The sequence below is a fragment of the Stenotrophomonas sp. WED208 genome, assembly GCF_040984485.1.
GTDB lineage: Bacteria > Pseudomonadota > Gammaproteobacteria > Xanthomonadales > Xanthomonadaceae > Stenotrophomonas > Stenotrophomonas riyadhensis.
This window is the reverse complement of the sequence record NZ_JAZARB010000001.1, coordinates 2543853-2569238: the sequence shown is the minus strand read 5'-3', so window position 1 is coordinate 2569238 and position 25386 is coordinate 2543853. Positions and strand designations below refer to the sequence as shown.

22 protein-coding genes are annotated in these 25386 nt (G+C 67.6%); 9 read left to right on the top strand and 13 right to left on the bottom strand.

The window, feature by feature from the left end:
* Positions 1-33 precede the first annotated feature (33 nt).
* Entirely contained in the window at positions 34-2655 is a 2622-nt protein-coding gene (locus tag VPH47_RS11445) for a glycoside hydrolase family 2 protein (RefSeq protein WP_368850826.1), read from the top strand.
* A 129-nt stretch (positions 2656-2784) separates the two neighbouring features.
* Here the strand turns inward: VPH47_RS11445 and mtnC are convergent, their stop codons facing one another.
* The 5 genes from mtnC to VPH47_RS11420 form a co-directional block, all read right to left on the bottom strand.
* The gene (gene mtnC, locus VPH47_RS11440; protein WP_019336325.1) at positions 2785-3480 is read right to left on the bottom strand and encodes an acireductone synthase; all 696 of its coding nucleotides are present in this window, start codon (positions 3478-3480) and stop codon (positions 2785-2787) included.
* Between the two features lie 3 nt (positions 3481-3483).
* Positions 3484-4041, bottom strand: coding sequence for an acireductone dioxygenase (locus VPH47_RS11435; RefSeq protein ID WP_014037028.1), 558 nt, complete (start codon positions 4039-4041; stop codon positions 3484-3486).
* Positions 4042-4133: 92 nt separating this feature from the next.
* The gene (locus VPH47_RS11430) at positions 4134-4775 is read right to left on the bottom strand and encodes a methylthioribulose 1-phosphate dehydratase (RefSeq protein ID WP_368850825.1); all 642 of its coding nucleotides are present in this window, start codon (positions 4773-4775) and stop codon (positions 4134-4136) included.
* A gap of 648 nt (positions 4776-5423) precedes the next feature.
* Positions 5424-6851: an amino acid permease gene (locus VPH47_RS11425; protein WP_164162660.1), complete on the bottom strand. Its 1428-nt coding sequence runs from the start codon at positions 6849-6851 to the stop codon at positions 5424-5426.
* A gap of 82 nt (positions 6852-6933) precedes the next feature.
* Positions 6934-8409 (bottom strand): amino acid permease, encoded by a 1476-nt coding sequence (locus tag VPH47_RS11420; RefSeq protein ID WP_110712147.1) that lies wholly within the window; start codon positions 8407-8409, stop codon positions 6934-6936.
* 133 nt (positions 8410-8542) lie between these two features.
* Here VPH47_RS11420 and VPH47_RS11415 point away from each other — a divergent pair, with 133 nt between their 5' ends.
* Positions 8543-9157, top strand: a complete 615-nt coding sequence (locus tag VPH47_RS11415) for an NUDIX hydrolase (protein WP_164162659.1) — start codon at positions 8543-8545, stop codon at positions 9155-9157.
* An 82-nt stretch (positions 9158-9239) separates the two neighbouring features.
* Here the strand turns inward: VPH47_RS11415 and serA are convergent, their stop codons facing one another.
* Positions 9240-10481 carry a phosphoglycerate dehydrogenase gene (gene serA, locus VPH47_RS11410; protein WP_368850824.1) on the bottom strand — a complete coding sequence of 414 codons (1242 nt, stop codon included), beginning with the start codon at positions 10479-10481 and terminating at the stop codon, positions 9240-9242.
* 169 nt (positions 10482-10650) lie between these two features.
* Here serA and VPH47_RS11405 point away from each other — a divergent pair, with 169 nt between their 5' ends.
* The 3 genes from VPH47_RS11405 to VPH47_RS11395 all read left to right on the top strand — a co-directional run bounded on the left by VPH47_RS11405 (position 10651) and on the right by VPH47_RS11395 (position 14238).
* A complete protein-coding gene (locus VPH47_RS11405) occupies positions 10651-12039 on the top strand; it encodes an FAD-binding oxidoreductase (protein ID WP_368850823.1) in 1389 nt (462 codons plus the stop codon).
* Between the two features lie 62 nt (positions 12040-12101).
* Positions 12102-12401, top strand: a complete 300-nt coding sequence (locus VPH47_RS11400; RefSeq protein ID WP_014037036.1) for a DUF2388 domain-containing protein — start codon at positions 12102-12104, stop codon at positions 12399-12401.
* Between the two features lie 40 nt (positions 12402-12441).
* Positions 12442-14238: a DUF4105 domain-containing protein gene (locus tag VPH47_RS11395; protein WP_368850822.1), complete on the top strand. Its 1797-nt coding sequence runs from the start codon at positions 12442-12444 to the stop codon at positions 14236-14238.
* Here VPH47_RS11395 and VPH47_RS11390 read toward each other — a convergent pair.
* Complete coding sequence (locus tag VPH47_RS11390) at positions 14216-15292, bottom strand: ATP-binding protein (protein ID WP_110712152.1); 1077 nt, start codon at positions 15290-15292, stop codon at positions 14216-14218. The two genes, VPH47_RS11395 and VPH47_RS11390, sit on opposite strands and share 23 nt — an antisense overlap.
* On the bottom strand, positions 15292-16008 hold the full coding sequence (locus VPH47_RS11385; protein WP_180847781.1) for a response regulator: 717 nt from the start codon (positions 16006-16008) through the stop codon (positions 15292-15294). The genes VPH47_RS11390 and VPH47_RS11385 overlap by 1 nt, the downstream gene beginning before the upstream one ends.
* Before the next feature lie 129 nt (positions 16009-16137).
* Here VPH47_RS11385 and VPH47_RS11380 point away from each other — a divergent pair, with 129 nt between their 5' ends.
* From VPH47_RS11380 to VPH47_RS11365, 4 genes are all read left to right on the top strand, one after another.
* Complete coding sequence (locus tag VPH47_RS11380; protein ID WP_368850821.1) at positions 16138-17286, top strand: efflux RND transporter periplasmic adaptor subunit; 1149 nt, start codon at positions 16138-16140, stop codon at positions 17284-17286.
* Positions 17287-17322: 36 nt separating this feature from the next.
* Positions 17323-20472 carry a multidrug efflux RND transporter permease subunit gene (locus tag VPH47_RS11375; protein ID WP_153854904.1) on the top strand — a complete coding sequence of 1050 codons (3150 nt, stop codon included), beginning with the start codon at positions 17323-17325 and terminating at the stop codon, positions 20470-20472.
* Positions 20453-20845, top strand: a complete 393-nt coding sequence (locus VPH47_RS11370) for a nuclear transport factor 2 family protein (protein WP_368850820.1) — start codon at positions 20453-20455, stop codon at positions 20843-20845. Before VPH47_RS11375 ends, VPH47_RS11370 begins: the two co-directional genes overlap by 20 nt.
* A gap of 83 nt (positions 20846-20928) precedes the next feature.
* A complete protein-coding gene (locus VPH47_RS11365) occupies positions 20929-21630 on the top strand; it encodes a COG3650 family protein (RefSeq protein ID WP_368850819.1) in 702 nt (233 codons plus the stop codon).
* Positions 21631-21794: 164 nt separating this feature from the next.
* Here the strand turns inward: VPH47_RS11365 and yeiP are convergent, their stop codons facing one another.
* From yeiP to VPH47_RS11340, 5 genes are all read right to left on the bottom strand, one after another.
* Complete coding sequence (yeiP, locus tag VPH47_RS11360; protein ID WP_005409468.1) at positions 21795-22361, bottom strand: elongation factor P-like protein YeiP; 567 nt, start codon at positions 22359-22361, stop codon at positions 21795-21797.
* 48 nt (positions 22362-22409) lie between these two features.
* Complete coding sequence (locus VPH47_RS11355) at positions 22410-23180, bottom strand: SDR family NAD(P)-dependent oxidoreductase (protein WP_049400131.1); 771 nt, start codon at positions 23178-23180, stop codon at positions 22410-22412.
* A gap of 100 nt (positions 23181-23280) precedes the next feature.
* Positions 23281-24177, bottom strand: a complete 897-nt coding sequence (locus VPH47_RS11350; RefSeq protein ID WP_057501497.1) for a hydroxymethylglutaryl-CoA lyase — start codon at positions 24175-24177, stop codon at positions 23281-23283.
* Positions 24174-24575 (bottom strand): VOC family protein, encoded by a 402-nt coding sequence (locus VPH47_RS11345; RefSeq protein WP_197610693.1) that lies wholly within the window; start codon positions 24573-24575, stop codon positions 24174-24176. Before VPH47_RS11345 ends, VPH47_RS11350 begins: the two co-directional genes overlap by 4 nt.
* 2 nt (positions 24576-24577) lie before the next feature.
* Positions 24578-25366, bottom strand: a complete 789-nt coding sequence (locus VPH47_RS11340; protein ID WP_368850818.1) for an enoyl-CoA hydratase/isomerase family protein — start codon at positions 25364-25366, stop codon at positions 24578-24580.
* Positions 25367-25386 lie beyond the last annotated feature (20 nt).

Below are 25386 nucleotides of genomic sequence, written 5' to 3'. Positions count from 1 at the left end.
GGGCTTCGCCCGGCGGAGAATCAGGAGTATCACGTGCATCGCCTTTCCCTCGTTGTCCGTCTGCTCCTGCTGCTGATCGCAGCCTCCGCCTTCCCGGCAACTGCGACTCCACTGCAGGCACAGTGGCAGTTCCGCATGCTGCCCGGTGACGCGCAGGGTGCTGCGCATCCGGGTCTTCAGCAATGGCGTGCGGCGAAGGTGCCGGGCAGCGTGCACACCGACCTGCTCGCTCACGGATTGATCCGTGATCCCTATGTCGGTGCACCCGAGGCCGAGCTGCAATGGATCGGCCTGGCTGCCTGGGAGTACCGCGCCCGCTTTGACGTGGATGCGACGACGCTGGCCAAGCCCAATGCCGAGCTGCGCTTCGATGGGCTGGACACCTACGCTGAGGTCAGCCTCAACGGCAAGCCACTGCTGCGCGCGGACAACGCGCACCGTACCTGGCGCGCGCGCGTGGAAGGGCGCCTGCGCGCGAACGGCAATGAGCTGCAGATCGTGTTCCGCTCGCCGATCCGCACGCTGCTGCCGGGCGTGCAGGCAATGCCGCACAAGATCGCTGGCAATTACCCGTCGCCCTATGGCGATGAGCCGAAGGAGGCGATGGTCGGCAACTTCGCGCGCAAGCCGGCCTACCACTTCGGCTGGGACTGGGGCCCGCGCTATGTCACTGCCGGCGTGTGGCGCGGCGTCGATCTGCAGGCCTGGGATACGCACCGCCTGACCGATCTTGCCGTGCGCACCGATGCATTGGACGCCCGGCAGGCGAAGCTGGCGGTGCTGCTGCAGGTGGAGCAGGGCAGCGCCGCCGGTTCTGCGGTCGTCAATGTGGATGTGCGCGATCCGCAGGGTCGCAGCGTGGCCCAGGTGCAGCGCACGGTGCTGCTGAAGCCCGGCCAGAACAGTGTTGAACTACCGATTGAACTGGCGGAACCGAAGCGCTGGTGGCCGGTCGGCCATGGCGCGCAGGATCGCTATACCGTGCAGGCGCGCCTGGATGGTGGTGGCGCCGATGCAACGCTGGTGCGCGAGCAGCGCATCGGCCTGCGCACGGTTGAGCTGCGCCGCGAGGAGGACGGCAAGGGCGGGCAGGGCTTCGCCTTCGTCATCAACGGCGTGCCGATCTTCGCCAAGGGCGCCAACGTGATTCCGTTCGACGCCTTCCCCGCCCGTGTCGATGCCGCGCGCCTGCGCCAGGTGCTGACCGCCGCGCGCGATGCCAACATGAACATGCTGCGCAACTGGGGTGGTGGCTACTACGAGGACGATGCGTTCTTCGACATCGCCGACGAGCTGGGCCTGCTGGTCTGGCAGGACTTCATGTTCGGCGGCGGCATGCAGCCGGGCTACGATCCGGCCTTCCGTACCAGCGTGGTGGCCGAGGCGCGCGACAACGTGCGCCGGCTGCGCCATCACCCCAGCATCGTGCTGTGGTGTGGCAACAACGAGGAAGAAACCGCCTGGAAGGACTGGGGTCACGGCCGCGATCTGAAGGCGGCCGACCCGGCATTTGCGGCGAAGGTCTGGCAGGGCTATGTCGACCTGTTCGGCAGCGACCTGCGCCAGGTGGTGGGCGAGGAGGGGTTGGGCGTGCCGTACTGGTCCAGCTCGCCCAGCAACGATCTGGATGAGAAGGCCAACGATTCCACCCGCGGCGACAAGCACTACTGGCAGGTCTGGGGCAATCCGGCGTTGCCGGTGCAGGCCTACCTGCACGAGACCCCACGCTTCATGTCCGAGTACGGACTGCAGGCGTGGCCGTCGGTGGCGACGGTGGACCAGATCGCCACCCGCGCCGAGCAGCGCATCGACAGCCCGGTGATCCGCGCGCACCAGAAATTCATGGCGGGCGAGGGCAACAGCCGCCTGCTGCACTACATCGAACTGGGCTACGGCACACCGAAGGACTTCGAGGACTTCGTCTACCTCAGCCAGGTGATGCAGGCCGATGGCATCGCGCTGGCGGCGCTGCATCATCGCGCCTCGCGGCCGTACACGATGGGTTCGCTGTACTGGCAGCTCAACGACGTCTGGCCAGGTGCTTCATGGTCCAGCGTGGACTACTTCGGTCGCTGGAAGGCGCTGCACTTCGCCGCGCGGCGCTTCTTCGCGCCGGTCACGCTGGCGGCATTGCGTGATGAGGGCAGTACGCGGGTGCGCCTGATCAATGATGGCGCTGCTACAGTTGCACGTTGGCGGTTGCGGGTGATGGATGTGGACGGCAAGGTGCTGCGTCGTCGCGAGAACGCGGTGACGTTGACGGCGGCGGGTGTCACCTCGATCGGTGATTTCCGCGATGCCGAACTCCTGGCCGGTGCCGATCCGAGGCGCACGGTGGCGGTGTTCGAGCTGCTGCAGAACGGGGCGGTGAGTGCCCGCCAAGTGGTCGGATTCGTCGAAGCCAAGGACCAGGTGTTGCCGCGGCAGAAGCTCAAGGCCACCTTGTCCATCGAAGGCGACCACTATCGACTGCGGCTGGAAAGCGCGGCTTACGTGCGCGCGACGTGGATCGATTTCGGTGCGCTGGACGTGCAGGTCGAAGACAACCTGCTGGACCTGCTGCCGGGTGAAACCCGCGACATCGCAGTGCGTGGCCCGGTGGATCTGGCCGCCCTGCGCGAAGCACTGAAGGTGAAGACCCTCAACGATCGTTGAGGGCAGGTGAACCATGCTCTGGTAGGTGTCAACCTTGGTTGACACATCGGTCGTATGCCAACCAAGGTTGGCGTCTACCAAGAGCGGTACCCGGTAGCCGATGCCGCAGAGCCCATCGGCAGGCGGCGTTTACAACTGGATCTGCTGGAAATTCTCGACCCGTTCGTGGCCGTTGGCGGCCTGGCCGGTGCGGGGCAGCGGGTAGTCATCCAGTCGATCAATCAGCCGGGTCTGCAGGCCGGCTTCGCGGGCAGCATCCAGTTCTTCCACCACATCCGACAGGAACAGGATCTCGCCGGCCGGCACGCCGATCGCCTGCACGATGCGGCGGTAGCTGTCGGCCTCGCGCTTGCCGCCAATCTCGGTGTCGAACCAGCCCGACACCAGCGGGCTGAGGTCACCGGCATCGCTGAAGCCGAAGAACAGCTTCTGCGCCGGCACCGAGCCGGAGGAGTACACGTACAGCGGCAGGCCGGAGGCGTGCCAGCCCTTCAGCACCGGCGCCACTTCCGGGTAGAAGTGCGCGGTGTAGTCGCCGCGGCGGTAGCCTTCGTCCCAGATCAGGCCCTGCAGCGCCTTCAGTGCGGTGTGCTTGCGGTCCTGGTCGATCCAGCCCTGCAGCGTCTCGGCTACCAGGCTGTCCTGGCAGGCGCCGCCGATCTCGGTGGCCACCGCATCCAGCCAACGGCGGACTTCCGGCTGCTGGCCGTGCTCGGCGACGAACGCGGGCAGCGCCTTGCGGGCATAGGGGAACAGCACGTTCTTGACGAACGAGATGCTGCTGGTGGTGCCTTCGATATCGGTCAGGATGACGCGGGGCTGCATGGATCAGGACGCCTGGGTAGGTACGTAACGGGGGAATTTCTGCGCGATGTCGGTGCCGGTGAAGTGACCGACCCAGCCGTCCGGCTCGGTGAAGAAGCGGATCGCCACGAAGCTGGGCTCATCGCCCATGTCGAACCAGTGGGTGGTGCCGTCGGGCACGGCGATCAGGTCGTCCTTCACGCACTCGATCTCATAGACCTTGTCACCCACGTGCAGGGTGAACAGGCCGGAGCCTGCGACGAAGAAGCGCACCTCGTCTTCCTTGTGGAAGTGTTCGTCGAGGAACTTCCTGCGCAGCTCGGCGCGGTTCGGGTTGTCCGGGGCGATCGAGGCCACGTCCACACTCTTGAAGCCGCGTTCGGCTACCAGGCGGTCGATGTCCGCGCGGTAGGCGGCGAATACTTCATCCTGGCTGGCGCCGGGCGCAACCGGCGCGGTGGCCTGCCAGCGTTCGAAGGTGACGCCGATCTTCTGCAGTTCGGCAGCGATGACCGCGCCGTCCTGGGTATCCAGCAGCGGCGATTCGGGGCGGGTGTCGTCGTAGATGCGCAGTCGGCTCATGGCGGCGGCTTGAACGTCTCGGGGGGAAGACAGGGTAGCAGGGTGGGCGCGAGGTGCAGATTCCGGATCGGCATCTGCACCTGCGTGCCGGTTCAGCCGCGCAGCCTTCGCAGTTCCAGCTCGCAGTGGAACAGGAACTCGAACGCTTCCAGGTGGCGGCGCGCCTCGGCCATGTCGCGGCCCCAGGCATACAGGCCGTGGCCGTCGATCAGGTAGCCCCACAGGTTCTGCCGGTCGAGCAGGTCATCGACCTGCTTCGAAAGCACGTTCATGTCCTGGGTGTTGGCGAACACCGGCACGTCGATGGCCATCTCGTGGGTGCTGTTGCCGGCGAAGGCCTTCAGCAGCTCGTAGCCTTCCAGGCGGATGTGGCTCTGCGGCGCGTACAGGCGCGAGGCGACGGTCTGCACCGGCGAGTGGGTGTGCAGCACGCAGCCGATTTCCGGGGAACGGCGGTACAGCTGGGTGTGCAGCAGGGTCTCGGCAGACGGGCGCAGCGGGCGGCCGACGGCCAGGCCGTCGAAGTCCACCACCATGATGTCGTCCTCGATCAGGCGGCCCTTGTCCTTGCCGGAGACGGTGATCGCGGCGTGGCGGTCGTCCAGGCGGTGGGAGAAGTTGCTGCTGGTGGCCGGGGTCCAGCCGGCGTGGGCCAGTTCGCGGACGTTGTCGATCAGCAGCTGGGCCAGTTCGCTCAGGCGCGCGGTGTCGTACGGGAAGGTGGGGGCGTTCATGCCGTCGATTTTACTGGATTCGGCCAACGGCTGAGCCCCTCGTGGCTGGGAGGTGGTTGGTTGGTCACGGAAAGCGGTTCATGGGGGGGGGGCGGGGCGGGTGGGCCGTGCAGGGGACGCTGCAAGTACGTCCCTGTAAGCTCGATGGCGCCATCCATGGCGCCAACGCCCCTGCACGGCCCACCCGCCCCGCCTCTGGCAGGTTCCGGCGTACGGCCAGCCACGGAGTGAGGAAGGAAAAGCGAAAAGCGGGTTGCTTCGCTGTGCTTGCTCGGAGCGGAGCATGGCTCCGCTCTACAGAAACATTCATTCCGGAACATTCGTTCATGAGAACGTTTCATCCACGCATGGCGTGGATCTACTGGACGTGCCAGGAGACTGTCGGAGGTGGGGCGGGTTGGGTTCGCGGGGGTGTCCGCGGCATGGGCCCGAGGCATGCCTCGGGCGGGTTGGGCAGGAGGCCCAACCCCGGTCTTGCCGTGTGCGCAGGACAGCGCACGCGAGCAAGCCGCGGCCAAGCCCCCAGGGACGGGTTCACGGCGTCCCCCGTGAACCCAACCCGCCCCGCCAAACCCTCAACCCAGCTGCTGCCGTTGCCGTTGCTCCGGCTTCAAAGGCGGGTGCAGGGCCGCAGGCCCTGCAATCCCTTTACTTCACCCGCAGCCGGCTGTGTCTGAAGCCGTAGCAGAAATAGATCACGAAACCGACGAACGTCCACACGCCCATCAGCATCCAGTTGTGCATCGTCATCGCCGACAGCAGGGCAAGGCAACTCAGCACGCCCAGGCTGCAGATCAGCCACGCCATCGGCATGCGGAACGGACGCGGCAGGTCCGGCTGGGTGCGGCGCAGGATCAGCACGCCCGCGCACACCGCCGCGAACGCGATCAGCGTGCCCATCGAGGTCAGCTCGCCGAGGATATCCAGAGGGAACAGCGCCGCCAGTAGTGCGATGCCGATGCCGGTGATCACGGTATTGATGTGCGGGGTGCGGTACTTCGGGTGGATCTTGGTGAACACTGGCGGCAGCAGGCCGTCGCGGCCCATGATCATGAAGATGCGCGGCTGGCCGATGATCATCACCAGCACCACCGAAGACAGGCCGACCAGCGCGCCGACCTCGACCACCCAGCGCAGCCAGCCCAGCTGCGGATGCGCGGCCACCGCGGTCACCACCGGCTCGTCGGTACCCAACAGCTGGTAAGGCACCAGGCCGGTCATCACCGCGGCCATCGCGATGTACAGCACGGTGCAGATCACCAGCGACAGCATCATGCCGAACGGCATGTCGCGCTGCGGGTTCTTCGATTCCTGCGCCGCCACCGATACCGCCTCGAAGCCGATGTAGGCGAAGAACACCATCGCCGCGCCACGCAGCACGCCTTCCATGCCGTACTTGCCAGGGCCTTCATTGGCGGGAATGAACGGGGTCCAGTTGCTGGTGTCCACGTACTTCCAGCCGACCACGATGACCAGCAGGATCAGGCCGGTCTTCAGCACGACCATCGCCATGTTCATCGCCGAGGACTTGCTGATGCCGACGTAGCACAGCCAGGTCAGCAGCAGTACCAGCGCGGCGGCCGGCAGGTTGGCGATCGCGCCGGTGGGGCGCAGCTGTGCATCGAGTGGGGCACTGACCAGCGCCGCCGGTAGATGGATGTCGAACTGGCTGAGCAGGCTGAGGAAATAGCCGGTCCAGCTGACCGCGACCGCCGAGGCGGAGACGCCGTATTCGAGCACCAGCATCCAGCCGATGAACCAGGCCGAGAGCTCGCCGAAGGTGGCGTAGGTGTAGGTGTAGGCGCTGCCGGAGACCGGCACCATCGAGGCGAACTCGGCATAGGCCAGTGCGCAGAAGGCGCAACAGATGGCGGCCAGTACGAAGGACAGCATGATGGCCGGGCCGGCGTGGTTGGCGGCGGCCTGGCCGGTGATGACGAAGATGCCGCCGCCGATCACCGCGCCGATGCCGAGGGCGGTCAGGCCCCAGGGGCCGAGGTGGCGGCGCAGGCTCAGGCCGTTGGCGTCTTCATGGGCGGCATGCGGGTGCTTGGTGGCCCACAGTTGCTTGAACATGTGTGGTGGTCTTGTCGAAGCGCGCCACGGGCGGCGCGCGGGGAAAACGGACGGGCCGGCGCGAGGCCGGCCCGTAGGCGGATCAGGGCGACTTGGCCAGCTTGCTGTTGCGGATGCCGTAGCCCAGGTAGATCAGCAGGCCGAGCAGCGTCCAGCCAACGAACAGGTGCCAGTGCACCACGAACGCCTGCCAGAACAGGAACAGGCAGGTGGCTGCGCCGAGCGGGCAGATGATCCACACCGCCGGCACGCGGAACGGGCGGTGGATCTCCGGCTTGGTATAGCGCAGCACCAGCACGCCGATGCAGACCGTGGCGAAGGCCAGCAAGGTGCCCATCGAGACCAGTTCGCCCAGCACGTTCAGCGGCACCAGGCCGGCCAGTGCGGCGGCGATCACGCCGACCACGATGGTGGCGACGTACGGGGTGCGGAAGCGGGCGTGGACCCTGCCGAAGAATTTCGGCAGCAGGCCGTCGCGGGAGATGGTGTAGGCGATGCGGGTCTGGCCCATCATCATCACCAGCACCACCGAGGACAGGCCGGCGATGGCGCCGATCTCGACCAGGGTCTTCAGCCACGACAGGGTCGGGTAGGGTTCCAGCGCGGTGGCCACCGGCTTGTCGGTGCCCAGCAGGTGGTACGGCATCATGCCGGTCAGCACCGCGCAGACGATGATGTAGACGATGGTGCACACCGCCAGCGAGCCGAGCAGGCCGATCGGCATGTTGCGCTGCGGGTCCTTGGTTTCGCCGGCGGCGGTGGAGACCGCATCGAAGCCGATGTAGGCGAAGAACACGATGGTGGCCGCACGGAACACGCCGCTCCAGCCGAACTCACCCGGCACACCGGTGTTTTCCGGGATGAACGGCTGCCAGTTGGCCGGGTCGATGTGGGCTGCGCCGATGCCGATGAACAGGCAAATGACGGTGACCTTGATCGCCACGATGATCGCGTTGACGAAGGCCGACTGGGTCACGCCCACGTACAGCAGGCCGGACACCGCCGCGACGATCAGCACCGCCGGCAGGTTGAACAGCTTGCCCGAGGCGATGAACTCGCTGCCGGTCCAGGCGATCGGGGCTGCGCTGAGCGCATCCGGGAACGGCATGTGCAGCGTGGTGGTGATGAAGCTGATCAGGTATGCCGACCAGCCCACCGCGACCGAGGCCGAGGCGAACAGGTATTCCAGCACCAGGCACCAGCCGATGAACCAGGCCATGCCTTCGCCGAGGGTGGCGTAGGAGTAGGAGTAGGCGCTGCCGGAGACCGGCATCATCGCCGCGAATTCGGCGTAGCACAGGCCCGCCAGGGCGCAGGCGAAACCGGCGATGACGAACGACAGCATCACTGCCGGGCCAGCGTGGTTGGCCGCAGCCTGGCCGGTCAGCACGAAGATGCCTGCGCCGATCACCGCACCCACGCCAAGCAGGATGAGGTGTTTAGCCGTGAGGGTCCGTTTCAACGTGGCTTCGCCGTCCAGGCTGCCTTCGATGGGTTCGCCAGCATCGACGTGCCCGGCCGGTTCAACCGGCTTGACCCTCAACAGAGCTTTCAGCATGCAGTACTTCCTAGTGATCGGATTGGATGGGCCGCCGATACGTTGCCGGCAACCCTGGAATGGTGAAGGCCGCGCGAACGGCCCGCTGTACCTTAGCCAAAGCTGAAGCCAACGCACAAGCGCAATCGCAACAATGAACGGCGATAATGAGCAGTATTTTTCCAAGCGCCGCCCATTCATGAGCCAGACCGCCGAAACCCTTGCCGTGCTTGACGATCGCCTGCGTGGCCTGCTGCGGGACTATGCCCGCCGCGAGCCCGCCCACGACGCACTGGCTGCCGAATTCGGCACATTGTTGGACGATCCGGAAGATCCGTTCCGGCGCGAGCGGCTGGCCGGCCACTTCACCGCCAGCTGCTGGCTGGTCAGTGCCGACGGCCAGCGCCTGCTGCTGACCCATCACCGCAAGCTGCAGCGCTGGCTGCAGCTGGGCGGCCACGCCGACGGCGACCGCGACCTGGCCCAGGTGGCACTGAAGGAAGCCGAAGAAGAATCGGGACTGAGCGGCCTGGTGTTGGAAGACCCGGCCATCTTCGATATCGACAAGCACTGGATTCCGGAGCGCAAGGAGGTGCCGGGCCACTGGCACTACGACGTACGTTTCGTGATCCGCGCGCTGGGTGGCGAGGCCTTCGTGCTCAGCGAGGAGTCGCTGGAACTGGCCTGGCGGCCGGTGACTGAAGTCGCGGCCGACCCGGAATCGGACGAATCGATGCAGCGCATGGCCCGTCGCTGGCTGGCACGTTGAGGAAAAAGGGGACGGAGGGGATTAAGTCGTTTATGCCGCATGTGCCGCAAACGACTTAATCCCCTCCGTCCCCTTTTTTGGCTCAGTACAGAATGCGCGTGCGCAGCGTGCCCGGGATCGCGGCCAGCTCGTCGCGCACGGCGGCGGCCTGTTCCTCGCTGGCGGTGATGTCGATCACCACGTAGCCCACCTTCGGGTCGGTGCGCAGGAACTGGCCGTCGATGTTGACGTTGTGGCGCGAGAAGATCTCGTTGACCTTGGACAGCACGCCCGGCACGTTCTGGTGGATGTGCAGCAGGCGCAGGCTGTCGGCGTGCTCGGGCAGGGTCACTTCCGGGAAGTTGACCGCCGACAGGGTGCTGCCGTTGTCGCTGTAGCGCACCAGCTTGGCGGCCACTTCAACGCCGATGTTGTCCTGCGCCTCCAGCGTGCTGCCGCCCACGTGCGGGGTCAGGATCACGTTGTCGTGGCGGGTCAGCGGTGATTCGAAGATATCGCCGTTGCCCTTAGGCTCGACCGGGAACACGTCCAGCGCGGCGCCACCGACGTGGCCGCTGGCCAGGGCCGCGTCCAGTGCATCGATGTCGACCACGGTGCCGCGCGCGGCGTTGATCAGGTGCGCGCCCTTGCGCATCTTCGCCAGCTCGGTGCTGCCGATCATCCACTGCGTGGACGGGGTCTCCGGCACGTGCAGGGTGACGATGTCGGCGCGCGCCAGCAGGTCGTCCAGACTGGCCGCGGCGCGGGCATTGCCCAGTGCCAGCTTGGTTTCCACGTCGTGGAAGATCACCTGCATGCCCAGCGATTCGGCCAGTACGCCCACCTGGGTGCCGATGTGGCCGTAGCCGATGATGCCCAGCGTCTTGCCGCGGACTTCATGGCTGCCGCTGGCCGACTTCGACCAGCCGCCGCGATGGCATTCGGCATTCTTCTGAGGGATGCCACGGGTCAGCATGATCGCCTCGGCGATGACCAGCTCGGCCACGCTGCGGGTGTTGGAATAGGGCGCGTTGAACACCGGGATGCCGGCCAGTTCGGCCGCATCCAGGTCGACCTGGTTGGTGCCGATGCAGAAGCAGCCCACCGCGATCAGGCGCTTGGCCTCGGCCAGCACCTCGGCGCTGAGCTGGGTGCGCGAACGAATGCCGACGATGTGCGCCTCGGCGATGCGCGCCTTCAGTTCGTCTTCGGGCAGCGCCTTGGTGTGCGCCTCGATCTGGCTGTAGCCGGCGGCGGTGAACACCTCCACGGCGGTCTGGCTGACCCCCTCCAGCAACAGTACGCGGATATCCTGCTTCGGGAACGAGGTCTTCTTCGGCGACATGGGGCAACACGGCCAGTGGGACAGGGGCTGACCACTATGCCAGATCGAAGCGCCCATGGTGCAGTGCGCAATTGGTTGCATCCGTAGCTATCTGCAATGCGGTGGGGCTGGACGCTGACGCGTGCCGCTGGCACGCTTGCCCGTTCTTCACGCACCGCGCTGGACCGTCATGACCGATTCCCGCATTGCCTCGCTGCTGCAGGCCTGTCCCGGCCTGAAGCTGAAGACCGACCCGGCCGACCTGGAGCATTACGGGCGCGACTGGACCCGGCGCTGGACGCCGGCGCCGCTGGCGATCGCACTGCCGGCAACGGTCGAGGAAGTACAAGCGGTGATGCGCTGGAGCGCAGGCGAGGGCGTGGCCGTGGTGCCGTCCGGTGGCCGCACCGGCCTCTCGGGTGGTGCGGTGGCCGCCAACGGCGAGCTGGTGCTCAGCCTGGAACGGATGAACAAGGCGCTGGCCTACGACGCGGTCGATCGCACCCTGGTGGTGCAGGCCGGCATGCCGCTGGAAGCCGTGCACAATGCCGCGCTGGACCATGGCTTGATCTACCCGGTGGATTTCGCCGCGCGCGGGTCCTGCTCGATCGGCGGCAACATCGCCACCAATGCCGGTGGCATCCGCGTGATCCGTTACGGCAACACCCGCGAGTGGATCGCAGGGCTGAAGGTGGTCACGGCTGATGGCGAGTTGTTGGAGCTCAACAAGGGCCTGATCAAGAATTCCAGCGGCTACGACTTCCGCCAGCTGCTGATCGGCTCGGAGGGCACGCTAGGCGTGATCGTCGAAGCCACGGTGAAGCTGACCGATCCGCCGCCGGCCAGCAACGTGATGCTGCTGGCCGTACCCAGCTTCGAGGTGCTGATGCAGGTATTCGCCGCGTTCCGCGCGCGCCTGCAGCTGCAGGCCTTCGAATTCTTCACTGACCGGGCGCTGGAGCACGTGCTGGCGCATGGCGCGCAGGCACCGTTCGACGAGGTGCATCCGTACTACGTGGTCACCGAGTTCGCCGCCGGCGACGAGGCCCAGGAAGCGGCGGCGATGGCCGCGTTCGAGGACTGCATGGGCAATGGCTGGGTCAGTGACGGCGTGATCAGTGCCAGCGATGCCCAGGCCGCCCAGCTGTGGCGCCTGCGCGAAGGCATCACCGAATCGCTGGCGCGCTACACGCCCTACAAGAATGACGTCTCGGTGCGGATCTCGGCGATGCCGGCGTTCCTGGCCGAGACCCAGGCGCTGATCGGGCAGGCCTACCCGCACTTCGATGTGGTCTGGTTCGGCCATATCGGCGACGGCAACCTGCACATCAACGTGCTCAAGCCGGACGACACCAGCGACGCCGATTTCGTGGCGCAGTGCGAGCAGGTGACCAAGCTGCTGGCGCAGGTGCTAGCGCGCTTCGATGGCAGCATCTCGGCCGAGCACGGCATCGGCCTGGTCAAGAAGGGCTACCTGGACAGCACCCGCGGCCCGGCCGAGATCGCGCTGATGAAGGCGGTCAAACGCGTGTTCGATCCCCAAGCGCGGCTGAATCCCGGCAAGCTGTTCGACGCCTGAGCCGGGCAAATCCTTCACGTACCCGTTACGCTCCACGCACCTTCACAACCGGCTTCGAACCGATGACCCGTCCGCTCCTGCTGCTTGCCCTGCTGTCCCTGCCGCTGGCCGGCTTCGCTTCCAGCTTCGCTGGCACCTCGGCCGGCTCGGCCACCGGTGCGTCCTCCGGGTCGTCGGGCAGCAGCTCGGGCGATGACAAGGTGGTACTGGCTGCGCGCGACGATGCCGCCGCGTTCGTCGCCAGCGACGGCCAGATCCGTGGCGCCCGCCTGCAGGCCGCGCTGGTCCACCTGCGTGAGCAGAGCACCGCCGCACAGCAGCAGAGCGACCTGGAACTGGCCCGCGCGCTGCTGGCGCGTTGATCCCGCCTTCAGGTAGTGCCGGCCGCTGGCCGGCAACGCCATGACATCTGCACGGAACGCAGCCACGCATGGCGTGGCTCTACTGCTGATCGCCCACGTCGCGCATGCAGCTGATCGCCTGCAGCTCGACCCGTCTGGTCTTGATCCTGCACAGCAGCAGCTCGCCAGCCAGACCCTGGCCGACGTGCAGTCACTGCTGCCGGAGGGCCTGCTGCGCGCTTTGCCGGCTCAGGTGCAGGTGCGCTGGAGTGATGACCTTCCTGCCAAGGTGCACGGCCGCACGTTCGGTGGCCGCATCACGTTGCGCCGCGATCTGCTGGATGACGGCATGCCCGGCGCCCGCCGTGCGCGACGCAGCGCGCTGGTGCATGAACTGACCCATGTTGCAGACCGTGGTGGTGCTGACTGGTCGCAGAGCATGCGTTGGCGTGACCTCGCGGGCTGGCAGCGCAAGCCCTGGCATCTCGGCCGTGGCGACAACGACTTCCATGACCGCAGTCCGGATGCCTATGAGCTGAAGGACCCGGCCGAGTACCTGGCAGTGAACGCCGAGCATTTCGTGCTCGATGGCGAGTTCGCCTGCCGGCGCCCCGCGTTGGCGCAGTGGTACCAGGCTCACTTCGGAACACCGCCGTCGCTGCCACAGCCGCAGTGCGCTACGACGCTGCCCTTGCTCCAGGCCGAATCGGAAGAAGGCGCTGCATCGCTGCTGCACCTCGACCCGGCGCGCGTCTACGCGGTGGATTACCTGTTCGCCGAAGGCAGTGCGCAGCCGATGAGTCGCTGGGGCCACAGCATGCTGCGGCTGGTGATCTGCAAGCGGGGGCGCGCACCTGGGCCGGATTGTCGCCTGGACCTGGAGTACCACCGCGTGCTGTCGTTCCGCGCCTTTGTTGGTGACGTGCAGATATCCAACTGGCGCGGGCTGACCGGTGGCTATCCGTCGCGCTTGTTCGTGCTGCCGTTGCAGCAGGTGGTGGACGAGTACACCAAGGTCGAGCTGCGCGGATTGCAGTCGCTGCCGTTGCAGCTGGAACGCAGCGAGATCGCCAGCCTGCTCGAGCGTACCGCACAGGTGCACTGGAGTTATGACGGGCGCTATTACTTCGTCAGCAACAACTGCGCGGTGGAAACCGCAAAGCTGCTGCAGGCGGGTGTGCCGCGGCTGGGCGAGGCCGGGCTGGCCCAGCTGAGTCCGCGCGGCCTGAAGCGGCGACTGGTGCGGCTGGGCGTGCTCGACGAGGGGGTACTGACGGACCGCGATGCAGCGCAGGCGCAGGGTTACTACTTCGCTTCGGCGCGCGACCACTACCAGCAGTTGTTCGGCGTGGCCGCAGCCCAGCTGCCATTGCCCGCACGCGATGTGCGCGGCTGGTTGAAGCTGCCTGCACGGCAACGGGCGCCGTGGCTGCTGAAGGGGGACCTGCGTGCCAGTGCCGGCCTGTTGCTGCTGGAACAGGCCGCGCAGCGGCGCGCCGAGCTGCGCGCACGCGATGTGCTCAAGCGGCAGCTGCTGGCCGCACCGGACAGCGCTGAAACGCGCAGCCTGCGGGGGTTGCTGGAGCAGAGCGGGCAGTGGCTGCGCCCGGGGACGCTGCTGCACGACGGCGGCTATGGATTGCCGCTCGGCGACGAGCAGGCGCTGCTGTCCGAGGCCGTGGCCACCGCCAGTGCGCAGGCGGTCCCGGCGTGGCAGGCGCTGCGCGTACAGCTGCGTCAGCAGCTGCCGGTGAAGCAGCGCGACGAAATGGATGCGATCGACGCCAATCTGGCCGCACTCGGTGCACATCTGCGCACGCAGGCAGCCGGTCCGGTTATTGACGCGGCAGTTCGATGACGAAGCGGCTTCCGCCGGTACTGCCCGGGATGCAGTAGACGCGGCCACCGTGCGCATCGGCAATGGCCTTGACCACCGCTAGGCCGAGCCCGCTACCGCCGCCCTGGCGCGAACGCGAACCGTCGGCACGCATGAACGGGGTGAAGATGTCCGCGTGCAGTTCCGGGTCGATGCCCGGGCCCTCGTCTTCGATTGCCACCTGCACGTGGCCGGGCGTGTCATGCACCGCAATCCGCACCTTGCCCGGACTGGCATAGCGTCGCGCGTTCTCCAGCAGCGCCAGCAATGCCTGCCGCAGGCGGGTCGGGTCGCAGTGCGCGTTGTGCTCCTCGCGGCTGGTTTCCAGCTCCAGCACGAAGCCTGCAGCGCGGAACTGCGGGTCGACCAGGGTCATCACCGAATGCACCTCGGCCACCACGTCGGTGCGTGCGCGGCGCACGTCCAGTCGCGCATTGTCGGACAGGCTCAGCACGCGCAGGTCCTCGATCAGGCGGGACAGCCCTTCGACCTGGGCCAGCAGGCTGCGGAACTGGGATTCGTCGGGCTGGAACACGCCCTCGGCCAGTCCCTGCAGGCGGCCGCGCAGGATGGTCACCGGCGTGCGCAGCTCATGGGCGATGGCCGCATGCCACATCGAACGCTCGCTCTCCATGTGCTGCAGGCGGCGCGCCATCGCATTGAAGTCTTCGACCAGGGTGGCCACTTCGCCCGGTGAGTTCTCTTCGACGCTGGCGCGCGCACCCAGGTCGCCGCCGGCAAGCGCGCGTACGCTGTCGACCAGCGAATTCAGCGGCGACAGGATGCGGTGTGCCAGGCGGAACGAGGCGGCGATGGCCAGCGCCAGCCCGGTCAGGATCACCCCGACCATCCACGCCAGTTCCGGCCCGGTCGGCAGCCAGCTCTCCGGTTCTTCGGCGCTGCCGGGGAAGAACTCGACCAGCACCGCGTACAGCAGCCATGACGACAGGATCATCATCACGATGACGCCGATCACCATCAGCGACATCGAAACGATGATGTGCCGGCTGAGCCCGGAGCGGCGCAGAGGGGCCATCAGCGGTCCGCCATCAACCGGTAGCCGACACCGCGTACGCTGGCGGGCACATTGAGCATGCCCACTTCATCCAGCTTGCGGCGCAGCTTGCTGACATGGCTGTCAACGGTGCGTTCCAGTGCTTCACTTTCCGGCAGGCATTCGTGCATCAGCTCACTGCGGCTGAAGATGCGCGTCGGCGCCAGCGCCATGCAGTGCAGCAGCTTGAATTCGGTGAGGGTGAGCAGGACTTCGTGGCTGTAGCCTTCACCCTCCACGTGCACGGCGTGGGTGGCCGAGTCGATCAGCAGCGGGCCGACGCGCAGCGCGCTGGGTGCATCCACGCGCGAGGCGCGCAGCGTGCGCCGCAGCACCGCGCGCACGCGCGCCGCCACTTCGGCCGGATTGAACGGCTTGACCACGTAGTCGTCGGCGCCCATGCGCAGTGCGGTCAGCTTGTCCAGATCCTGGTCCAGCGCGGTCAGCATGATCACCGGCGTTTCGCCGCGCTGGCGCAGCTGGGTCAGCACGCTCCAGCCATCCAGGCGCGGCAGCTGCACGTCGAGCAGGACCAGGTCGGGGCGGGCGCTGCGGTGCAGGTCCAGGGCGCTGTGGCCGTCGGCGGCGCGCAGCGTGCGCAGTCCTTCGCGTTCCAGATAGGCGGTGAGAATATCGGCGATCTCGGCCTCATCCTCGACGATCAGGACGAGGGCGGCGAGGGCAGGGGAGGCATGCATGCAGGGGCGGGGCCTTAAGGTGCTTGCCTCCATCGTATCTCCACAGTTCCTCCATCGAAACCCCATCATCGCCACGCACACTGGGTTCTTCAGAACCTTTCAGCCGCCTGCGCGGCATTGTGCACAGCAATGAGAACCTTCAGGACTCCGGTCGCGTTGATCGCGGCCCTCGCCTTGGCCATGACGGCCTGCTCCACCCCCGAAGCCACGCTGGAAGCCGCACCCCGCGTCAGCGTGGTCGCCGTCGGCCCGCAGGTGGTGCAGCGTGACGACGAACTGCCTGGCCGCGTGGCCGCCGTGCGCACCGCGCAGATCCGAGCGCAGGTGGGGGGCATCGTGCAGCGCCGCCTGTTCGAACAGGGCGCCGAAGTGGCCGCCGGCCAGCCTCTTTTCCAGATCGATCCGGCGGCATTCCGCGCCGATGTCGATTCGGCGTTGGCCGCGCTGCATCGCAGTGAAGCGGCGCTGGGCCGCAGTCGCGTGCAGTCGCAGCGCCTGCACGCCCTGGCTGCCGCGCAGGCGGTCAGCCAGCAGCATCGCGACGACGCCAGTGCCGAGTACGAGCAGGCGCGCGCGGCGGTGAATGAAGCGCGCGCGATCCTGTCCCGTCGCCAGCTCGACCTGCGCTATGCGACGGTCAGCGCACCGATTGCCGGCCGTATCGATCAGGCATTGGTCACCGAAGGTGCGCTGGTGGGCGTGGCCGATGCCGAGCCGATGGCGGTGGTGCAGCAGATCGACCAGGTCTACGTGGACGTGCGCCAGCCGGCGGCGCAGCTGGAGTCGCTGCAGCGCAGTGCCGCCGGTGGTGGCGAGCTGCCGGTGACGATCATCGGTGCCGCCGGCAAGCCGCTGCCCGAGCGCGGCCAGCTGCTGTTCTCCGGCATCAATGTCGATGCACGCACCGGCGATGTGATCCTGCGCATCCTGGTCGACAACCCGCAGCGCCAGCTGTTGCCCGGCATGTACGTGCGCGCGAAGGTGCCACGCGGTGCCCCGGCCAGTGCACTGACCGTGCCGCAGCAGGCCGTGCTGCGCAGTGCTGGCGGCCAGGCCTACGCCTGGGTGATCGGCGCCGACGGCAAGGCGGTGATCCGCACGCTGGAGGTGGACGGCAGCGTTGATCGCCAGTGGCTGGTGCGTACCGGCCTGAAGGCGGGCGAGAAGGTGGTGGTCGAGGGCCAGGAGCGCCTGCAGGAAGGCGTGGTGGTCGATGCGCGCGACTGGCAGAGGCCGGTCGCCAGCGCCGGTGCGATGCAGGCCGGCAGCAAGGGCTGAGCCTTTCCCGGGCCGGTCCCTCCAGGGAAATCCAACATGGCACGTTTCTTCATCGATCGCCCGGTGTTCGCCTGGGTGCTGGCGATCTTCATCATCCTGGCCGGCGTGTTGGCGATTCCGCGGCTCGCCGTGGAGCGCTATCCGGCGGTTGCGCCGCCGAGCGTCAGCATCTATGCCAGCTACCCGGGTGCCAGCCCGCAGACGCTGAACGATGCGGTGGTCGGCCTGATCGAGCGCGAGCTGTCCAGCGTCAAGCACCTGTTGTACTTCGAATCGTCGGTGGACACCTCCGGTGAAGCCTCGATCACCGCCACATTCAAGCCCGGTACCAACCCCGAGCTGGCGCAGGTGGACGTGCAGAACCGGATCAAGGCGATCGAGCCGCGCCTGCCGCGCAGCGTGCGCCAGAACGGCCTGTTCGTGGAGGCCGCCGATTCCGGCTTCCTGATGCTGGTCGGCCTGCGTTCGCCGGACGCCAGCGTCAGCGAGGCCGCGCTGGGCGATTTCATGGCGCGCAACATCATCGAAGAGCTGCGCCGCATCGATGGCGTCGGCCGCGTGCAGCTGTTCGGTGCCGAGCAGGCGATGCGCGTGTGGCTGGACCCGACCCGGTTGACCGGCTACGGCCTGACCATGGGGGATGTGGCCACCGCCATCGAGCAGCAGAACCTGGAGATCTCGCCGGGACGCATTGGTGATTCGCCGGGTGTTCCAGGCCAGCGCATCACCGTGCCGCTCAGCGCCGAGGGCCAGTTGTCCACGCCGGAACAGTTCGCCGCCATCGTGCTGCGTGCCGGGGCCGACGGTTCACGGGTGGTGCTGGGCGATGTCGCCCGCGTTGAACTGGGCGCGCAGAGCTATGCCTGGGGTACCCGCGAGGACGGCCATCCGGCCACCGCCGCCGGCGTGCAGCTGCGTCCCGGCGCGAATGCGGTGCGCACCGCGTCGGCGGTGCGTGAGCGCATGGCCGAACTGGCGCCACTGTTGCCGCGCGGCGTGGAATCGAGCATTCCGTTCGACACCGCACCGTTCGTCAAGATCTCGATCCAGAAGGTGGTACAGACGCTGCTTGAGGCGATGCTGCTGGTGTTCGCGGTGATGTACCTGTTCCTGCAGAACTGGCGCTACACGCTGATTCCGGCGCTGGTCGCACCGATCGCGCTGCTCGGCACCTTCGCGGTGATGCTGGCGCTGGGTTTCTCGATCAACGTGCTGACCATGTTCGGCATGGTGCTGGCGATCGGCATCATCGTCGACGACGCGATCGTGGTGGTCGAGGGCGTGGAACGGATCATGGCCGAGGAGGGCCTGCCGCCGCGCGAGGCGACCATCAAGGCGATGCGCGAGCTGACCGGTGCGGTGATCGGCATCACCCTGGTGCTGACCGCTGTGTTCATTCCGATGGCCTTGGCCAGCGGCTCGGTGGGCGCGATCTACCGCCAGTTCACCGTGGCGATGGCAGTGTCGATCCTGTTCTCGGCGCTGCTGGCATTGAGTCTGACGCCGGCGCTGTGCGCGACCCTGCTGCGCCCGAACACCCATGGCCACCATGGTCGGGGCGGTCTGTTCGGCGCCTTCAATCGTGGCTTCGAGGCGATGACCGGGCGCTACCAGCGTGGCGTGGCCTCGGTGCTGCAGCGAAGCGGGCGGGTGATGGGCGTGTTCGCCGCACTGGTAGTGGCGCTGCTGCTGGGCCTGCACTGGCTGCCGGGCGCATTCCTGCCCGAAGAGGACCAGGGCTATTTCATGACCTCGATCCAGCTGCCGGCCGAAGCCACCGCCGAGCGCACGCTGGCCGTGGTCGAAGCCTACGAACGGCATGTGGCCTCGCGCCCAGGCATCGGCTCCAATCAGTCGATCCTTGGCTACAGCTTCTCTGGCTCCGGCCCGAGCGCGGCGCTGACCTACACCATGCTCAAGGATTGGGGCGAGCGCGCAGGCGCCACCGCGGCCGGCGAGGTGGAGGCCGCGCAGAAGGCGATGTCCACGATTGCCGAGGGCGAGGTGATGAGCGTGATGCCGCCGGCGATCGACAGCCTGGGCCGTTCGTCCGGGTTCTCGCTCGCCCTGCAGGCGCGCACCGGGCAGAGCCAGGCCGAGCTGCGCGCGGCCCTGCAGCAGCTGCTGAAGCTGGCCGAGGCCAGCCCGCTGCTGTCCGAGGTGCATGCCGATGGCCTGCCTGCAGGCACCAGCGTGCGGCTGGACATCGACCGGGCCAAGGCCGAGGCGATGGGCGTGGGCTTCGAACACATCAGCAGCACGCTGTCGGCGGCGATGGGCTCGCAGTACGTCAATGACTTCCCCAACAAGGGCCGGTTGCAGCAGGTGATCCTGCAGGCCGACGCGCCGCACCGCATGGAACTGGAGGACGTGCTGAAGCTGTACGTGCGCAACAGCGAGGGCGGCATGGTGGCGCTGTCCGAACTGGTGACCCCGCACTGGACCGAGGCGCCGCTGCAGCTGCAGCGCTACCTCGGCTTCCCGGCGCTGAACCTGTCCGGCGCCCCGGCCTCCGGCGTGTCGACCGGCCAGGCCATGGCGGAGATGGAGCGGCTGGCCGAAAAACTGCCGTCCGGCTTCGCCCTGCAGTGGACCAGCCAGTCGCTGCAGGAGCGTGAGTCGGGCGCGCAGGCGCCGTGGCTGCTGCTGTTGTCGATGCTGGTGGTGTTCCTGGTGCTGGCGGCGCTGTACGAGAGCTGGTCGATTCCGCTGGCGGTGATGCTGGTGGTGCCGTTGGGCCTGCTCGGCGCGGTCGCCGCCGTGTTGTTGCGCGGCATGCCCAACGACGTGTTCTTCAAGGTCGGCATGATCACCGTGATCGGGCTGTCGGCGAAGAACGCGATCCTCATCGTCGAGTTCGCGCGGCAGCTGCAGCAGCAGGGGCGCGGCCTGGTTGAAGCAGCGCTGGAGGCGGCGCGACTGCGCCTGCGGCCGATCGTGATGACCTCGCTGGCGTTCGCGCTGGGCGTGGTGCCGCTGATGCTGGCGCAGGGCGCGTCGAAGGAAACCCAGCAGGCGATCGGAACCGGCGTGTTCGGCGGCATGGTCAGTGCGACCGTGCTGGCGGTGTTCTTCGTGCCGGTCTTCTATGTAGTGGTGCAGGGCGCGCGGCAGTGGATCGCGCAACGCCTGCGCAGGCGCCGGCCGATGCCGGAAGGATCCGTGGATGGAACGGGATATCGTTGAAGACCTGCATGAGCGGCAGCTGGCAGTGCTGGAACAGCGCCTGCGACAGGCATTGCTGGATGACGACCGCGATGCGCTGACCGCGCTGGTATCGCCGGCCTTGTTCATGATGGACGGGCAGGGCGGGCGCATGCTCGATCTGCCCTGGCTGGGTGACTGGCTGGCCGGGAGCCTGCAGGTGCGCAGCCTGCAGTCGTACGCGGTGGAAACGCTGCTGTGTGGCCGTCTGGCGTTGCTCTCCAGCGATGTGCGGTTGGCGATGTGCCGGCACGGCCGGGAGAGCGAATTGAAACTGCGCCTGCTGCGGGTCTGGACCTGCAGTTCCGGCGACAGCGGCGCGCAGCTGCTGTCCATGGCGGTACTGGCTGCATGAGTGCGGTCAGGCCGCTTTCAGGCCCCGCTCACCGACAGGTGGTAGGGTCGAACCTCTCTGTAGTGTCGACAAGGAGTCGAGCCATGCGTGTAGTCCCCAGTCTGTTGGCAGCCTCCCTCGGGTTGGTGCTGGCCGCGTGCCAGCCGGTCCAGCCGCCCGCCGCGGGCGGCAATGATGCCGCGCCGCCGGCCGCGCCCGAACCGGCTGCCAGCACTGGCGCCGGTATCGGCAGCGAGACCACGTACCAGTGTGGTGATCTGAGCGTGCGCGCGACCTTCAATGGCGAGGATGCGGCGACGGTAGTGATCGGCGACCGTACCTTCGCTATGACCTCCGAGCGTGCGGCGTCGGGTGCCAAGTACGGCGATGGCAAGGGCAACAGCTTCTGGACCAAGGGCAGCGATGACGGCCTGTTGAGCCTGAAGGGCGAAGCCGATCGCGAGTGCCATGCGGTCGAAGCCACCGAAGGCGATGGCAGTGCCGGCAATGCCGCGTTCCGTGCCACCGGCAACGAGCCGGGGTGGCTTGCGGTCGTTGATGGCGACACGCCGGGCCTGCAGGTGGAAGTCGACTATGGCGAGCGCCGCTTCGATGTGGCCAAGCCCACCGAAGGCGCTGACGGCTGGAGTGGCAAGGCGTCCGACGGTACCGACGTCAAGCTCAGCTTCCAGCGCACCACCTGCCAGGACAACATGAGTGGCGAGGCATTCGATGCCAAGGTGAACCTGACCATCGGCACCCGCCAGTACCACGGTTGTGGCAACTTCGGCGCGAAGCACCCGTAAGCTCTCTGCAGAGCCGAGCCCACGCTCGGCTGCCGTGTGCGTTGGACAGGCACTGCAGCCGAGCGTGGGCTCGGCTCTACACAACCGCTGTCGCCGATGATCCGTCCGCTGCCTGCGGCGAACACGCCGCAAGCAGGGACAGGCAGGCGATCAGCGCGAGGCGATTAGTCGGCACGGCCAGCGAATTCGCCGGTGGCGGTGTTCACCAGCACGCGCTCGCCGTTGACGATGTACTCCGGCACCATGATCTCGATGCCGGTGTTGAGCTTGGCCGGCTTCGGGCGCTTGGTGGCGGTGCCGCCCTTCAGTTCCGGCGGCGTCTCGATCACTTCCAGCACCACCGAGGCCGGCAGCTGGATCGCCACCGGCTGCTCGTCGATCACCTGCACGTAGATGCCGGTCAGGCCGTCGGTGATGTAGCCGGCGTCGTCGCCGATCACGTCCGCGTCCAGGGTGTACGGGGTGTAGTCCTCGTCATCGAGGAACACGAAGGCATCGCCATCCTTGTACGAATAGGTGGACTGGCGGCGCAGCAGTTCGACCTCGACCAGGTTGTCGTCGGCATCGAAGCTGGCGTCGAGCTTGTTGCCGCCCGGCACGCTGTACATGATGAAGCGGAAGCGAACGTTGCCGCCGCGACCCTGCGGCGAGCTGCGCTCGATGTCGCGGATCTGGTACACGCCGTTGTTGTACTCGACGACGTTGCCCTTCTTGATGTCGTTGGCTTTCATGGTGATCTAGGTCGTTGGGGGAGGGCGCCGTCCCGGCGCCCGGGGGAATCACTTCGGAGCGAGGCGGGTAGCGCCGTCCAGGCGGATGGTCTCGCCATTGAGGTAGGTGTTGCCGAGGATGAAGCCGACCAGGCTGGCGAAGTCTTCCGGCTTGCCCAGGCGCGACGGGAACGGGATCGAGGCGGCCAGCGACTGCTGCACGGCCTCGGGCATGCCGTCCACCATCGGCGTCCAGAACACGCCTGGAGCAATCGTATTGACGCGGATGCCGAAGCGCGACAGTTCGCGCGCCATCGGCAGCGTCATCGACACCACGCCGCCCTTGCTGGCGGCATACGCGGCCTGGCCGATCTGGCCTTCATAGGCGGCGATGCTGGCGGTGTTGATGATCACGCCGCGCTCGCCGTCGGTGCCGGCCTCGTTGTGCTGCATGCGGTTGGCCGCGGCCTTTGCAACGTTGAAGCTGCCGACCAGGTTGACCATCACCGTGCCCTGGAAGCCGGCCAGCGGCATCGGGCCTTCCTTGCCCAGCACGCGGCCGGCGCCGAGGATGCCGGCGCAGTTCATCGCCACGTTCAGGCCGCCGAGGAAATCGTGGGCCTGGTCGATGGCTGCCGAGACGGCGGCTTCATCACTGACGTTGACGTTGAAATAGCGGGCCTTGTCGGCACCCAGATCGGCAACGGCGGAGGCGCCCTTGTCGTCGTTGAGGTCGAACAGGGCCACCTTGCCGCCCTGGGCGACGAGGTGCTGGGCCACGGCCAGGCCGAGGCCGGAGACGCCGCCAGTGATCACGGCACGTACGGAAGACAGCTGCATTGCACGGTCCTGCAGGTTCGAGAACCGCCGATTCTAACGGAAGCCGCGACCGCCGCTGTTGTGCACTGCGCCGCCGCTGCAGGGCGGCGCAGCGCAGCGGTCAGCCGGCGGCGGCCAGTGCCTGGCCGGTGCGGCTGGCGGTGGCGCGGCCGAGCAGGCCGGCCAGCCAGCGGCCGGTCTCGGCCAATGCCGGCAGGTCCACGCCGCTGTCCAGGCCCAGGCCCTGCAGCAGGTAGACCACGTCCTCGCTGGCGACGTTGCCGCTGGCGCCCTTGGCATACGGGCAGCCACCGGCGCCAGACACCGCGCTGTCGACCACGCGCACGCCTTCTTCCAGGCAGGTGGCGATGTTGGCGATGGCCTGGCCATAGGTGTCGTGGAAGTGCACGGCCAGTGCCGCCATCGGAATCTCGGCGGCAACCGCGTGCAGCATCGCCCGTGCCTTGCGCGGGGTGCCGACGCCGATGGTGTCGCCCAGCGAGATTTCGTAACAGCCCATCTGGTGCAGGGCACGCGCCACCCGCACCACGTCGGCCAGTGGCACCTCGCCCTGGTAGGGGCAGCCGAGCACGGTGGAGACATAGCCGCGCACGCGCACGCCATCGGCGGCGGCGCGGCGCAGGATCGGCTCGAACCGGGCCAGCGATTCGTCGATGCCGGCATTGGTGTTGGTGCGGTTGAACGCCTCCGAGGCGGCGGTGAACACCGCCACTTCCTCCACGCCCACCGCACGGGCGCGGTCGTAGCCCTGTTCGTTCGGCACCAGCACCGGGTAGTGGATGCCGGGCCGGCGCTGGATGCCGGCGTAGACCTCGGCGGCATCGGCCAGCTGCGGGATCCACTTCGGGCTGACGAAGCTGGTCGCCTCGATGCTGCGCAGGCCGGTGGCCGACAGGCGGTTGATCAGTTCGATCTTGTCGGCGGTGGACACCGACTGCTTTTCGTTCTGCAGGCCGTCACGCGGGCCGACCTCGACGATGCGGACGTAGTCGCTCATGCGGCCACCTCGTCGGCGGGGCGGTGGCAGACCGCCTCGATGTTGTTGCCGTCCGGGTCGAGCACGAAGGCGCCGTAGTAGTCCGGGTGGTACCACGGGCGCAGGCCCGGCGCGCCGTTGTCGCGACCACCGGCGGCGAGGGCGGCGGCATGGAAGGCGTCCACCTGGGCGCGGCTGGCGCAGGCGAAGGCCACGTGCACGCCCTGGCTGGCGGTGCCGCCATTGCCGAGCCAGAAGAACGGCTTGCCGTCGCTGCCGAAGCCGATGTGGTCGTGCGCGCCGGTCTGTTCGGCGGTCACTTCCATCACCACGCCGATCTGCAGCGGCGCCAGTGCCTGCAGGAAGAAGGTCTTGCTGCGCGCCAGGTCGGCGCTGGTCAAACCAAGATGATCGAGCATGTTCAGGCTTCCGTGACCCAGTGGGGCGCGCGCTTGTCGAGGAAGGCGCCCAGGCCTTCCTGGCCCTCGGCGGACACCCGCAGGCGCGCGATCAGGGCGGCATTATCGCGATCCAGGGCGTCGCGGTCATGGCTGTCGCGGACCTGCCGTACCAGCTGCTTGGCGGTGGACGAGGCGATCGGGCCGGCCTTGTCGAGCAGGGCCAGTTGGCGCTCCAGTGCTTCATCCAGGCGTTCCGGCTCGACCAGCTGATGGACCAGGCCGATGCGCAGCGCTGTCTCGGCGTCGAAATGCTCGCCGGTAGCGAACCAGCGCCGGGCCTGGCGCGGGCCGATGGCCTCGATCACGTAGGGCGAGATCACCGCCGGCAGCAGGCCCAGGCGACTTTCGGTCAGGCCGAAGCGGGCCGAGGTGCTGGCGATGGCGATGTCGCAGCAGGCGACCAGGCCGACGCCGCCGCCGAAGGCCGCGCCGTGGACCCGGGCCAGGGTCGGCTTGGGCAGCTCGTCCAGGGTGCGCATCAGCCGCGCCAGGGCCAGCGAGTCCTCGCGGTTGTCGGCCTCGCTGGCGGCGGCCATGCCGCGCATCCACTGCATGTCGGCGCCGGCCGAGAAGGAGGCGCCGTGGCCGGCGACCACCACGGCGCGGACCGAATCATCGCGGCCGGCGGCTTCCAGTGCGGCGGTCAGCCGGGCGATCAGGCTGGCGTCAAAGGCGTTGTGCAGCTCCGGCCGGTTCAGCCAGAGGGTGAGGACGGCGCCACGGCGCTCGATCTGCAAAGCATCGTTCATGGGATTCCAGGGTCACTCCA